Below are 12747 nucleotides of genomic sequence, written 5' to 3'. Positions count from 1 at the left end.
CCGAAGGGCTGATCCAGCTGACGACCAGCTAGAAGGACTTCCCGCGGACGGCGAACTCGGCTGGGCCGATCTCCTGGACCCCGCCCCGCAGATCCGCCAGCCGTGCCTTCTTCGGCCCCAGGAAGTAGCAGGCGAGCAGCGCGATCAGCCCGCCCGCTCCGATGAGAACCCCGATGTCCGCCGCGTTCATGACGCCATCCTCTCGCTCGGACTCCCAGGAACGGCAACGCGATCACACGGGTAATGCCTGTCACTCCGGTCCAGGACGACGCTCCCGCAGTGCGGGGACTCCCGCAGGTGCGAGCGCACAGACACCCCACATCGGCACTTCATGGCTCCTTCACAGCGCCTGCCTAGCGTCAATGACGTACAGGCCCCAGCAGTGGACAAGGAGCGATCCCATGATCAAGCGCAGGACGATCGGCCTGGCGGCGGCGACGGCCATCATCGGCGGACTCGGAGCGTACGGTGCCACCGGCGCGTTCGCCGCGACCGAGCCCGCTCCCAAGCCCATCACGACGCAGATCTCCGACCCTGACGGCCGTGCGGACAGCGGCGGCGGCAAAGAAGCGATGATCCGGCACTGCACGGATCAGATGCCGGCCGGCGACCGCGCCGCGGCGCGGCAGCAGATGGAGAAGATGATGTCCGACGGCATGATGTCGAAGGACATGAAGGGCATGATGCCCGGCGGAGCCATGGGCTCGATGATGGGCGGCGCGTCCCAGGACGGACCCCATGGCAGGGGCTGATCCCGCCCCTGGACGCCGCCACGGAAGCTCCCGCACAGCGACACGCCGGCCACTCTTTCCGCGCCGGGCCGGTCCCCGATTCCGGGGCCCGCCCGGCCCGCCACCGTCCTTCGCCTCGACGAGCCGACCGGCCTTGCGAGGAGGGCTGATGACCGGACAGCGACATCTGCGCGGCCACACCGTAAGAGCACCCAGGTCGCCGGCCTGCTGCTTGCCTTCAACCTTCGTCGCCGCTGGTGGTAGCAGAAATACGCCCGGAGGAATCCCATGTGCCTGAACAAGAAAGTCCTCATCGGACTTGGCATCGTCGCCATCGGCCTGCTCCTGCTCAAGCCCGCATGGATGGTTGTGGCACTGCCCTTGCTGATCCTCGCCATCTGCCCGCTGAGCATGATCTTGATGATGCGCGGCAAGGGCAAGACGGGCAGCCAGGGCTCCTCCTGCTCCACCGGCGCCGGCGCACAGAAGACCAGCGCCTCCACGCCCAGCGAGACCGACCGGCAGATCAGCGCTCTCCAGGCCGAGCTGCGCTCCCTGAAGGCGGCACAGGCCGCACAGGCAGAGCAGTCCGGGCAGGAGTCCGGACCGACCGCCGAGCGGCCCCGGACCAAGAAGCACCTGTGACCCGGCAAAGCCTGCCCGTCAGGTGCGGGACACCTGCGCACGCTGCCCTGCGCGGGCCGGCCTCGGCCAGACGGACTTCGCCCGCGCATCCGACGGTCGGACGAGCTACGCACGCAGCGGAGGAGGCACGATGAACGACCAGTACGGCTACGGCCTGTGGGCCCTGGTGGTCATCAACACCCTGCTGCTTGTGATCTTCGCGGGCAGTTTCTTTCACCCGAAATCGGGGCGGGACTGGCGGGTCCTGGGTGGCTTCTCCGCCTTCGCGGTGGCGCTGTTCACCGAGATGTACGGCTTTCCGCTGACCATCTACCTGCTGGCCGGGCCCCTCGGCAACTGGTTCCCCAACCTGGGGTTCAGCCATGCGCAGGGCCACCTGTGGAACGATCTGATCGGTTGGAAGGCCGACCCGCACGTGAGCCCGTTCCACCTCGCCGCCTATGTCCTGATCATCGTCGGATTCGTCCTCATCATCTCCGGATGGCGGCAGTTGCTCGCCGCCCAGAAAGAGGGCCGGCTAGCGACCGCGGGCCCGTACGCGCGGATCCGCCATCCGCAGTACACCGGATTCCTCGCGATCATGGCAGGGTTCCTGCTGATGTGGCCGACCCTGCCCACGCTGGTGATGTTCCCCGTGCTGGTCTGGGTCTACCAACGCCTGGCTCGCCGCGAGGAGGCCGAGGTCGCGGCCCGGTTCGGCGTAGCCTGGACAACGTACGCGGCGAGCACGCCCCGTTTCCTGCCGTCCCTCCGCCGCCGTCCACCAGCTACTGAGCAGGCCGGCCGGCCGACGGAACACGGACCCGGTCACGGCGCGACGAAGGCGGACACAGCGGCCTCCGATGACGCGCTCGCGGGTAGGCGGCCGATAAGCCCTCGAACCACCACGGCATCCCGCCGCCGTTCGAAGGAGTAGACGATGTCCGAGACCCTTCTGGTCGCCCTGGTACTCCTGGCCTGCCCTGTCGGAATGTGCCTGGTGATGTGGCTCATGATGCGGCACCAGCGCCAGAACCAGCCGCAGAAACAGGGCGACACCCGCCCCGACCACGACGCCCAGGCAGCCGAAGTCGTCCGCCTGCAGGCCGAGATCGACCAGCTCAAGGCCGCCCAGCGCGACGCCGCCGCCCAGCGTAAGCCGGCTCCACCAGGCGACCGGACCTAACCGATCTGTGACGTTCCGTGTCCGTTGCCGTTCGATTTTTCGAACGTGCTCGGCGACCACCTGGAGGGCGAACGTTTGCGGCGCGGGCGGTCGGGGCGGTGTGTGAATTTCGATCTCGCGGTTTGCGTGCTGCCAGGCAGCGCCAGAGCACGACGAGGGCGCCGTGGTTCGCGGCTTCACGCCCCTGCGCAAGCCCTTGTGGCTGCGGGGTTGGTGATGGAAGGTGGCGCCTTCGATCACAGGAGGTGAGGCCATGCCTCAAGGGGTCGTGCAGTGGTGCGATGCTGCCCGCGGGCTGGGAATGGTCCGTGAGGACAGCAGCGGGGCCGATGTCTCCGCGGAGCGGTTGGCGGTTCACTGCAGTTGGCCGCTGGTTGCGGGTGAGCTGGTCATGTTCGACATGACCACGGATGCGGACGGGACGCGTGCGGACAACGTCCGCTGTCTCGGGCAGGGCTGTGCTCGCGAGGCCACTGCGTAGCCGGGCTCCGTCGGGCCGTGGGTCAGCCTTCCGTGGGGGCCTGCTTGGTCCCAAGTACCGCCAGCGGCTCGCCCGCCGCCGCGGCGCCGTCCATCAGCGGCAGCGGCTCGGCGAACACCTCCCGCAGGCGCGAGGCGGCCAGCTCCACCTACCCGCCCCTCACCGCAAGTTAACTCTTCACCCCTCAAGATCCCCCGCAAAGTGAAGCTTCAATCCGCAGCCTTCAGCGTCACAGGACATTCCGAGAGGCATGGCTGCGCGACGCGACGGTCATCGACAAGGAGATTCAGTGCATCGGGACCGGCTGAACACCCATGTCTCTCACGCCATACGGGAGTTGATCGCCCAGCGCGAGTGGCTGACGGTGTTCCTGCTGCCCGCCTACGCGCCCGACCTCAACCCCGTCGAGGCGGTGTGGGCACACGTCAAACGCAGCCTGGCCAACCTCGCTGTCGTCGCGCTCGACCGCCTGGAAACACTCGTCCGCAACCGCCTCAAACGCCTCCAGTACCGACCCGAGACCCTCGACGGCTTCATAGCCGGAACCGGCCTGTCCCTCGACGATCCAGCGTCACCCTGACGAGCCGAAGTCAGTAACGCAATGTTCCAGGGAAAGCTGTGCCGCGCGGCTGGGCAGCGGTTAACATCACGGCATGGTTACGGCCTGGTCGCCCTCCAGCATGCTGCGGGCCCGCTCTTCAGCGGGGCCGCTGCGTCTGCTGTGGCTGGCCGCGCTGCTGCTCGGCGTCCTGTTTACGCACGGCGTGAGCGTGGAGAGCGCTGAGGGGCATACGACGGCCGGGATCACCGCCCCGGTATACGCGGCCGCCGTGAACCACGAAGGCCAGACGGGCGAAGCCGGCCACGGCGACGATGTCGCGTATACGTCGCCCGCGCTCGTGGCGGCCGACGACCGCCACGACGGCGAGGGCTCTTCCCATCCGGCTGAAGAGTGCCTGTCCGGCCAGCCGCACCAAGGCCCGGATCTGGCCGCGCCGTGTCTGTCTCCTCTGGACTGGGCACCGCCCACGCATGCCCAGGATGTGGGGAAGACCGGCCCTTCCCAGCCCGAGTCGGCCGTTCTCTCGACGACGGGTTCGAGAGACTCCGTAGTTCAGCAGGTCCAGATTCCGGCGTCCCTGACTGGTCGTCGCCTTTCCTGAAGTGACAGCCCCCGCCCCAGTCGGGCGGATCGGGCCAGTGCGGCCACTTCCCGGCACCCCGGACGCCCGTAGTCGCGCTGTCGCGCGCTGGACGGGATGGATCCCCGGCGCCCGCCGGAACCTTGCTGATCTCTGCCTGCCACTCCCTCCTCACCACTGGGAGTAGCGGCTGCTACCCGGAGGAACCGTGCCGTTCCACCCCCCTACTCGTCCGCACCTCGGCCGCCCGACTGCCGGTGCTTCGTGGCTGATCCGGCTGATGCCGGTCGTCCTCAGTGGCCTGCTGCTGTGGGCGTTCGGCTGCTCTGCACCGTTCGACGGCGACAGCCATGCGCACAGCCGAACGCCGGTCTCGTCCGGCCACTTCCCGCTCACGGCGGAGGCCGCCGAGCGGGAGGTGCCCGGCGCGCCGCATCCACACCCCGGCCCCGCCTGTGAGCCGTACGCGGTCAGCCACGTGCTGCCGCAGGCCAGGCAACTCTTCACGGACCCGGTGGCCTTGGCCGCACTCGCCGCGGTGGCGGCCGTAGTGACTGCCGTCGTGGCCGTCCGGCAGCAGGCCGCACGGCCCGAGGGCACCAGATCCCGGAGACCGCGTTCAGGACGAACCACCCTCGCCGTCGTCTGCCGGTGGCAGATCTAGACCCGGCTTTTCGCGGCCAGCGACAGCGGCCGCCGCGTGCTGCCACCAGCCGAGGCGCATGCCTCGTCCCGGTCAGGACGGCGCGCGAGATGAGCAACCCGTTTACGCCACCACTGATTTGAGAGCGGAAGATGCACCCGCAGACCACCACTGACATCACACCCCCCGCCCGCCCAGCCCTGTCCGGGCTCGTCGGCAACACGCCGGTTCTCCGGATCTCCGAGCCCTTCGCCCCCGCTGATCGCGGGTTCTGGGCGAAGCTGGAGGGCTTCAACCCCGGCGGTATCAAGGACCGTCCCGGACTGCACATGGTCGAGCGGGCCCGCGCCCGCGGCGATCTGCGGCCCGGCGCCCGGATCATCGAGTCCACCAGCGGCACCCTCGGCCTCGGTCTGGCCTTGGCCGGCATGGTCTACGGCCACCCGGTCACCCTGGTCACCGACCCGGGTCTGGAGCGGTCCATGAGCCGGCTGCTGACCGCCTACGGGGCCCAGGTCAACGTCGTCTCCGAACCCCACCCCACCGGCGGTTGGCAGCAGGCCCGCCGTGACCGGGTAGCCCAGCTCATGAAGCAGCACCCCGGCTCGTGGTGCCCGGAACAGTACAACAACCCCGACAACACCACCGCCTACACCCCACTCGCGCTGGAGCTCGCCTCCGAACTGGGCCACATCGACGTCCGGGTGTGCAGTGTGGGCACCGGCGGCCACTCCGCCGGCGTATCCCGGGTGCTGCGGCACCTCTACCCGCAGATGCAGCTGGTCGGTGTCGACACCATCGGTTCGACCACCTTCGGTCAGCCTGCCCGTACGCGGCTGATGCGCGGCCTGGGTTCGAGTATCTACCCCCGCAACGTCGCCTACGACAACTTCAGCGAGGTGCATTGGGTCGCCCCGTCCGAGGCGGTGTGGACCTGCCGGCAGCTCGCCTCGTCCCACTACGCCACCGGTGGGTGGAGCGTCGGCGCGGTCGCCCTGGTCGCCGGCTGGCTGGCCCGCACCCTGCCCGCGGACACGAAGATCGCGGCGATCTTCCCCGACGGCCCGCAACGCTATCTCGGCACGGTCTACGACGACGACTACTGCGCCGCCCACGGGCTGCTCGACTCCCCGCCCGCCGTCGAACCGGAGGTAATCGGCCGCCTGGACGAGAAGGAGGTCAGCCGCTGGACGCGATGCGCCAACGTGGTCGACCCGCTCACGCTGTCCGACGGCGTAGAGGAAACCGACGTGGTCGGCGTCCTCGCGGATTCGGACGCGCAGGAGGAGGGCGAGGCCCGGTGAAGGGAACCATCGCGCAGATGCGCTCCTACCCGGGCAGCGTTCAGCTGTTGATGGTGAACCAGTTCACCATCAACCTCGGCTTCTACATGCTGATGCCGTACCTGGCGACGCACCTGTCGGGGACGCTCGGGATGGCCGGGTGGCTCGTCGGACTCGTGCTCGGCGTACGGAACTTCAGTCAGCAGGGCATGTTCCTGGTCGGCGGCACGCTGGCCGACCGGCTCGGCTACAAGCCGATGATTATCGCCGGCCTGGTGCTCCGCATCGTCGGCTTCGCGACCCTCGGTCTCGTGGACTCCGTGCCCGCGCTGCTGGCCGCCTCCGCCGCCACAGGTCTGGCCGGGGCGCTGTTCAATCCGGCGGTCCGGGCCTACCTGGCCGCGGACGCCGGGGACCGGCGGGTGGAGGCGTTCGCGCTGTTCAACGTCTTCTACCAGGCGGGCATCCTGCTCGGCCCGCTGGTGGGCATGGTGCTGACCGGCGTCGACTTCCGCGTCACCTGCCTGGTGGCGGCCGGCATCTTCGCGCTGCTGAGCATCGTGCAGATCCGCGCCCTGCCCGCCCGCCGCGCAGGCGACGCGAAGGACACCAAGGGAACCGACCAGCGTCAGAGCGTGCTGTCCCAATGGCGCGGCATCGTGGCCAACCGGCCGTTCCTGCTGTTCTCGGTAGCCATGATCGGCTTCTACGTCATGCAGTTCCAGGTCTACCTCGCCCTGCCGCTGGAGGTGCGACGCCTGGGCGGCGACGGGACCTTCGGCACGGCGGCGGTGGCGGTGCTCTTCGCCGTCTCGGGCCTGAGCACGATCCTCTTCCAGACCAAGGTCACCGCCTGGTGCAAGGCCCGCATGGAACCGGGCCGGGCCCTCACCTGGGGACTGCTCATCATGGGCATGGGCTTCCTACCCCTGCTCGTGCCCACGGCGGTTCCGGTGCCGGCCGGCGTGGGGCTATGGCTGCTGGCGGCCGTGCCACCTGCGCTCTCCGCGCTGCTTCTCGCGGTGGGCACGATGATCGCCTACCCGTTCGAGATGGACACTATCGTCCGGCTTTCGGGTGACCGACTCGTCGCCACGCACTACGGGCTCTACAACACCATCTGCGGTGTCGGCATCACGCTCGGAAACCTGCTCACCGGCGCGGCTCTTGACGCCGCCCGTGCAGCAGGCGTGTCCGCGCTGCCGTGGCTCGTGCTGTGCGCGCTCGGCCTGGCATGTGCCGCCGCGCTGTACGGGCTGCACCGCACCGGCCGCCTGGCGCCACCGGTGCGCGAGGCACAGCCCGAGCCGGTGACGGCCTGACCGACCGTTCCGCGCTGGAGGGGGCAGCCGAGTTCGCCTCCGTCCCCTCCAGCCGAACACGCCCACATCCAGGAGCGATCGTGGGTGCGTGCGTCGCGTGTGCGCCCGTGGACAGAAGCACGGCCACGCACTCGTCTGCTCGTGCCACGGTCACCTGGGCCAATACACCACCGGCCGTCAGAACGTACTCGCGCATCACCTCGCCGTGCCCCGTAGGCGGGCGCGACAGGTCGCGTCGCATGCCGGCCGCGCTGCTCAGCGCCCGCACGACCACATCGAACTTCGGCCGCCGAGACGGTCGTCCGTCAAGGAATACGTAAGGACTGAAGACCCCCGTGACCTCGAAACCTGTTGTACTCATCGCTGAAGAGCTGTCGCCCGCCACCGTCGACGCCCTGGGCCCGGACTTCGAGATCCGGCACTGCAACGGCGCCAACCGAGCCGAGCTCATCGCGGCGATCGCCGACGTCGACGCCATGCTCGTGCGCAGCGCGACCAAGGTCGACGCCGAGGCGATCGCTGCGGCGAAGAAGCTGAAGGTCATCGCCCGCGCCGGCGTCGGCCTGGACAACGTCGACGTCTCCGTCGCCACCAAAGCCGGCGTCATGGTCGTCAACGCCCCGAAAGGCCCCTGGAATTCGCCTGACATCCAGGGGCCTTTCGAATAAGGCTTGACTCGGCCTCGGTCTCAGCCGACCGCAGGCTCGTCGACCTCGACCTCGGCTGCCTGCTCCTGCTTGGCCTCGGGAGCCGGGGCCTGAGCCTGCGACTCCTTGGCCGCCGCCCGTGCCTCGCGGGCGGCGCGCATGGACGCGAACTGGTTGTCCAGCGTCTTGTCGTCGACCTTGAACTCGGAGGCCTCGACGGACTTGGTGTTGACCACCAGGCCAGTGCCGCGCGTCGCGGGCATCACGTTGCCCTTGAAGCCGTAGATGGTGCCGACCTCGTTGCCGTCCTTGTTCAGGATCGGCTCGGTGTTCGGACCCGCGGCCTTGATGATCTCCTCCATCTGACCGGTGGAGTACGGGGCGCCGTTGTTGTAGCGGACCTTGCCGTCCTCACCCTGAACCCGATCGGACTTCAGACGCAGGTTCGTCTGCTCCGGACCGCGCGGATCTCGAGCGTCGAGCTGGACGTCGGCGTACTGGGACTTGCCGTCCTTGGTGACGCCGTTCTTGTAGACCTTCGCGATGAGGTTGACTCCGGTCATCGCGCCCTTGCCCTTGAGAAGTGCCATGATCTCTTCCTTCCGTTTGTTCCGACTGCCTCTGACAAGTCGGCCGCGATTAGTCACATCGCCTGGACAAGGCATTGAGTCCCTGCCGAACGCTCTTCACACTAATACTGTTATAGAGTATTCGACAAGACTTTTCGACTAGTCTTTCTGCTCGCGTTCCAAGTCGGTCGGGATGGAAGGGGACTGCGAGTCGAATGTCATTCCGGCATCCGCTGTGGTCACAGCCTGATCGACCTGGGCCTGGACCCGCACGACAAGGCCGGCGTCGAGCGACGAAGCCTTGGACCGCCGCATCCGCTCGGCCTGCTCGCGCTCGGCGCGCAGCTCCGCGATCCGGGAACGCAACACGAGCGCGCCGGATTCCTCGTCCGTCTGCTGAGGCGTCAGCTCCCGGGAGACCCGTGTCATCGCCGCGACATCGTCCACCGGCAGATCGGGAATTGCCTCGGCCTGGCCGGACTGGTCCAGGTAGTCCATCGCCGCCAGCAGCAGCTGCCGGCGATCCCTGGTCGTCTCGACGAAGGTCTGGCGTGCCTGCGGCCCGACCTCGATGTCGGTGACGAAGTCGTATCCCAGGTGGTGCAGGTCCAGGGCCTTGACCTCGTCGAAGTCATAGGCGGCACCGGCGACGATCTTGAAGTCCGTGCTGACCGCGTCGGTCTCCGTACTCGCCGGATCCTCGGCGCTCGACCCCACGCGCAGCACCAGGCCGGAGGAAGCGAGATCAGCCCGCAGGCCGTCCAGCTTCTGGTCATAGGACTGCTTCATCGTCCGGATGCGCGCGTCCAGCACCGCCCGGCCGCGCTTGCCCTCGGTCAGAAGCCGGCCGCCGGGCTGATCGTAGATCGTCCGGCCCAGGTTCTCGGCCTCCTCGGAGTCTTTCATCCGCTGCAGGGAGGCATCCGCGCGCAGCGCCATGAGCGAGAACAGCCGCTGGCCGTAGGCCGCCACGTCCTGCTGCTGCTCGTACCACTGGCTGGCGTCCCCGAGGAACGGCAGGAAGTGCCGGTATTTGCTCATCAGCCGCCGGTGGTAGTTCTCCTCGAAGCGGTAGAAGTCGTAGAGCGGGCGCGAGTCCTCGGCGGCGACGTCGGCCTTCTCGGCCTGTTCCCACTGGTGCGCGAGGTCGCGGTAGACCCCGGCCTTCTCCCGGTGATGCTGCAGGCGTGAGGCGTAGCTGCGCAGTCGGAAGCCGAAGGAGACCAAGTCGGCCTCAGCGTTCTCGTCTTCGCCTTGCCGGTCCGCGGCGAGCACCGCCATCTGCTGGTAGTCCATCGCCATGACTTCGAGCATCGGCGTGCGCACCCGCAGCTCCGACTCCGGTATGGCCCGCAGCATCTGGTAGATGCCGTTGACGGCGCGCTCCATGATCTGCGTACGTCCTTGCTCGACCAGCTTCTGCCATGCCTCCGTGCTCAAAGACTCTTTCGCGCGGCGCTCGTTGGCGTAGTCGACGATGCGTTCCATGGCCTCCGGCATCGGGGATCCGGCACGGTTGAGTTGCTCCTTCACGAGCTCGGTCACCAGTTGGTTCGCCTTGCGTATGCGGGCGTCATTCGAGCCGGCGCGCCACAACGTTCGGTCTGCCGGCAGGCAGGCGAGCAGGAACTGCGGCAGGGCCTCGGCGCGGATCCGCTCGTGCGCCCACCGCTTGATGAAGGTGGTGACGTTGCGCCGCTCGTAGCCGACGGCGCTGGAGAGATGAGCCACCGCCTGCTTCTCATCGAGCCAGGCGTCAACACCGCGGCGGAGCCTGGACTTGTGCCGGTCCAGGAGCTTGCCGCGCTGCGTACCGTTCTTCGTCACCTGGCCCCGGCCGCCGTCGACCATGGCCAGGTGGCAGTGCACGTGTTCGGTGTCGACCTGGATGACCCCGACGTAGCGCAGGTCGTCGAAGCCGCTGGTGCCCGAGCTCATCCGCTCCAGACCGTGCATAATCGCCATGCGCAGCTTCATCTGGTCGATGTGGCCGCGGTAGTCGCCGCGGGCTTCGCAGTGGAAGTCCTCGTCGACGATCTTGCGCTTCCGCAGGTACTCCTCGTCGAAGGACAACACTGTCTTGAGCACGGTCTTGCCGTTCTCGAAGTGCTGCTGGATGTCCTTGCCGGCCGCGCGCAGCTGCTCGTCGGAGAGTGAGACCGAGCTGTAGCCGAAGGCCACGCCGCTGTCACCCTGGGCCTGGCGCATCTCATGCTTCGCCGCGCCCCGCGAGATGCCGGCGCGCTCGACGGCCGACTCCCGCGCCATGTAGCGCAGGATGAAGTCGTCGGTGCGCAGGCGCTGGATGGGAGCCAGCGACTCGGTCGCCTGCTCGCGGGCCATGTACCGGGTGACGTAGTTGCCCGGCGTCGCACCGCGCGATCCCTTGCCGCCGGGCAGCGGCACACTGAACTCGTTGACCACGATGATGTCCTGCTTCAGGTCCATCGTCGCTCTCCTTCCTGTCTCGGTACCGATGCACTACGGCCCCGGCTGCTGTTCGCCAGCAACCGGGGCCGCGCTCGTCATGGCTGATCCGTCCTCAAGTCCCCAGGCTCTGCTCGCCGTCCTCGCCGAATTCCAGGTCGGCCGCACGCTGGGCCACCTGGCGCTTGCGCTCGTCCAGACTCGGAGCGGGCTTGACCTCAGGTCGCCGGGTCTCCTGTTCCTGCTCCTCCAGATCCAGGTTCAGATCGCGCTGCGCCTCACGGGCCGGGACCGGGGGAGCCAACGGCTCCTCCTGCTCCTCGGCCCGGTGCAGAGCCCCAGCCACGCGCTCCCGGTAGAGGTTCTCCGTGGTGCCCTCGGTGCTCGCGCGCTCGGTCTGGTACTGCTCCCGTTCGGCGGCGATCTCCGCTTCGATCTGCTGCAGACGCGCGCTCATGCCGTCAGCGACCGGCGCTGCCTCAGGCACGGGCGCTCCGACGACCTGCTTGATCTCGGTGTCCAGGCCCAGCTCGTCCTCGGTGAACAGCGAGTTGATCGCGTCCGAGCGCGCCTTCAGCCCACGTGCATTGACTACGGCCTCAGTCTGCGGGACGCCGTCCTTGGAGTGGTCGGCGAAGTAGCCGGCGAGGTCGTAGCCGCTGGACTCGAGATCGATCTCCAGGCCCCCGATGTCGTGGATCTGGGTGAAGACCACGGGCGTATCGCCTTCGGTCTGCGCCCCCGACGGAGCGAGGACAAGCATGTCCGCCGTGGCCGGCAGCTCCCACTCGATCCCGGTGACCTGCTCGGGCACGGCGAAGCCGCTCGTGAAGTAGCCCTTGCTGGCGAGCACGACCAGCTGCTGGTCGTCGAACTCGTAGAAGGCGTCTACCTTCTCGCCCTGGCCGGGGGAGTAGGTCACCTGGGAGATGCCGAACGGCAGGGCCTTGGCCGGGGTGACCGAGCGCAGTTCGCCCGTCATGTGCAGATACGGGCGGTAGTTCTCCTCCTTGCCCCGGTGCTTGAGGTCGAGCGATTCGACCATGACGCCGAGCTCGGTGGTCACCGCCTCCAGCCGGTACGTCTCCACTCCTCGTTCACGCAGGACACGGTGGGCCCATACGTCGTTCATCGTCAGTCCTGCGGTGCGCATCACTTGCTCCTCTTGCGGTTGGTCTTGCTCTGGTTGGTGGGCCTGGTCGTGGATTTCGGTGTGACGTCGGCCCCGGTCGTCTCGCCCCGGGCGTCCCGGATCTTCGCGATCATCCGCGTTGCCCAGCGCCACATGCCGCGCATCACGACGATCTCGCCCGCGGCGAGCAGTGCGACCAGGAAGAGGAGCGGCATCAGCCACATGGCGATGGTTCCGTCCGCATTGAGCGCACCCCGGGATGCGCCCGACTGCTGGTGCAGCCATGCGCCCAGCAGCGGGATGATGACCATGGCCGTGATGAACGCCAGCAGGTAGTCGGTGAGAAGGACGATGGCCCGGAAGAACCCCGCCCACACCACGATGGAGAACCTGCCGGTCTCCTTCTTCGGGGCCAGACGCCGCCATCCGGTGCGCAGCTTTGAGTGCTTCTGTTCCTTCACGGGCTTCGCCGTGGTCTTCTTCGCCGCCGCGGCCGTGCTCGTTGGGGCGGTCGTCTCGGTCTTCTCCAGGGTCTGGGTCGACATGTTCGTGTCCTTACG

At 68.1% G+C, this 12747-nt stretch carries 15 protein-coding genes and 2 pseudogenes; 11 read left to right on the top strand and 6 right to left on the bottom strand.

The window, feature by feature from the left end:
* Positions 1-28: 28 nt before the first annotated feature.
* On the bottom strand, positions 29-190 hold the full coding sequence (locus tag K9S39_RS03505; RefSeq protein ID WP_248861865.1) for a hypothetical protein: 162 nt from the start codon (positions 188-190) through the stop codon (positions 29-31).
* A gap of 211 nt (positions 191-401) precedes the next feature.
* On the opposite strand from K9S39_RS03505, the gene K9S39_RS03500 reads away from it, so the two are divergent.
* From K9S39_RS03500 to K9S39_RS03480, 5 genes are all read left to right on the top strand, one after another.
* Complete coding sequence (locus K9S39_RS03500; RefSeq protein WP_248861864.1) at positions 402-752, top strand: hypothetical protein; 351 nt, start codon at positions 402-404, stop codon at positions 750-752.
* A 267-nt stretch (positions 753-1019) separates the two neighbouring features.
* Positions 1020-1376, top strand: a complete 357-nt coding sequence (locus tag K9S39_RS03495) for a DUF2933 domain-containing protein (protein WP_248861863.1) — start codon at positions 1020-1022, stop codon at positions 1374-1376.
* A gap of 130 nt (positions 1377-1506) precedes the next feature.
* Positions 1507-2292 carry a methyltransferase family protein gene (locus K9S39_RS03490; RefSeq protein ID WP_248861862.1) on the top strand — a complete coding sequence of 262 codons (786 nt, stop codon included), beginning with the start codon at positions 1507-1509 and terminating at the stop codon, positions 2290-2292.
* Between the two features lie 3 nt (positions 2293-2295).
* The gene (locus tag K9S39_RS03485) at positions 2296-2541 is read left to right on the top strand and encodes a hypothetical protein (protein ID WP_248861861.1); all 246 of its coding nucleotides are present in this window, start codon (positions 2296-2298) and stop codon (positions 2539-2541) included.
* A 253-nt stretch (positions 2542-2794) separates the two neighbouring features.
* Complete coding sequence (locus tag K9S39_RS03480; RefSeq protein WP_248861860.1) at positions 2795-3022, top strand: S1 domain-containing protein; 228 nt, start codon at positions 2795-2797, stop codon at positions 3020-3022.
* 22 nt (positions 3023-3044) lie between these two features.
* Here K9S39_RS03480 and K9S39_RS41930 read toward each other — a convergent pair whose 3' ends face one another.
* Positions 3045-3170 (bottom strand): hypothetical protein, encoded by a 126-nt coding sequence (locus tag K9S39_RS41930; RefSeq protein ID WP_283112231.1) that lies wholly within the window; start codon positions 3168-3170, stop codon positions 3045-3047.
* Positions 3171-3320: 150 nt separating this feature from the next.
* Between K9S39_RS41930 and K9S39_RS03475 the strand changes: the two are divergent.
* The 6 genes and pseudogenes from K9S39_RS03475 to K9S39_RS03450 form a co-directional block, all read left to right on the top strand.
* Positions 3321-3602 (top strand): annotated as a pseudogene (locus K9S39_RS03475) (transposase); the annotation flags it as partial.
* 73 nt (positions 3603-3675) lie between these two features.
* On the top strand, positions 3676-4185 hold the full coding sequence (locus K9S39_RS03470) for a hypothetical protein (RefSeq protein ID WP_248861859.1): 510 nt from the start codon (positions 3676-3678) through the stop codon (positions 4183-4185).
* A 259-nt stretch (positions 4186-4444) separates the two neighbouring features.
* A complete protein-coding gene (locus K9S39_RS03465; protein WP_248861858.1) occupies positions 4445-4828 on the top strand; it encodes a hypothetical protein in 384 nt (127 codons plus the stop codon).
* 131 nt (positions 4829-4959) lie between these two features.
* On the top strand, positions 4960-6111 hold the full coding sequence (locus K9S39_RS03460; protein WP_248861857.1) for a PLP-dependent cysteine synthase family protein: 1152 nt from the start codon (positions 4960-4962) through the stop codon (positions 6109-6111).
* The gene (locus K9S39_RS03455) at positions 6108-7412 is read left to right on the top strand and encodes an MDR family MFS transporter (protein ID WP_248861856.1); all 1305 of its coding nucleotides are present in this window, start codon (positions 6108-6110) and stop codon (positions 7410-7412) included. Before K9S39_RS03460 ends, K9S39_RS03455 begins: the two co-directional genes overlap by 4 nt.
* Before the next feature lie 335 nt (positions 7413-7747).
* Positions 7748-8035: pseudogene (locus K9S39_RS03450) on the top strand (phosphoglycerate dehydrogenase); the annotation flags it as partial.
* Between the two features lie 65 nt (positions 8036-8100).
* Here the strand turns inward: K9S39_RS03450 and K9S39_RS03445 are convergent.
* From K9S39_RS03445 to K9S39_RS03430, 4 genes are all read right to left on the bottom strand, one after another.
* Positions 8101-8649 carry a hypothetical protein gene (locus K9S39_RS03445; protein ID WP_248861855.1) on the bottom strand — a complete coding sequence of 183 codons (549 nt, stop codon included), beginning with the start codon at positions 8647-8649 and terminating at the stop codon, positions 8101-8103.
* 138 nt (positions 8650-8787) lie between these two features.
* Positions 8788-11076: a relaxase MobL gene (gene mobL / locus K9S39_RS03440; protein WP_248861854.1), complete on the bottom strand. Its 2289-nt coding sequence runs from the start codon at positions 11074-11076 to the stop codon at positions 8788-8790.
* Between the two features lie 94 nt (positions 11077-11170).
* On the bottom strand, positions 11171-12208 hold the full coding sequence (locus K9S39_RS03435) for a hypothetical protein (RefSeq protein WP_248861853.1): 1038 nt from the start codon (positions 12206-12208) through the stop codon (positions 11171-11173).
* The gene (locus K9S39_RS03430; protein WP_248861852.1) at positions 12208-12732 is read right to left on the bottom strand and encodes a hypothetical protein; all 525 of its coding nucleotides are present in this window, start codon (positions 12730-12732) and stop codon (positions 12208-12210) included. Before K9S39_RS03430 ends, K9S39_RS03435 begins: the two co-directional genes overlap by 1 nt.
* Positions 12733-12747: the final 15 nt, after the last annotated feature.

This window comes from Streptomyces halobius (assembly GCF_023277745.1).
Classification (GTDB): Bacteria; Actinomycetota; Actinomycetes; order Streptomycetales; family Streptomycetaceae; genus Streptomyces; species Streptomyces halobius.
The sequence above is the reverse complement of the archived record's forward strand: the minus strand, read 5'-3'. Positions and strand labels throughout refer to the sequence as shown.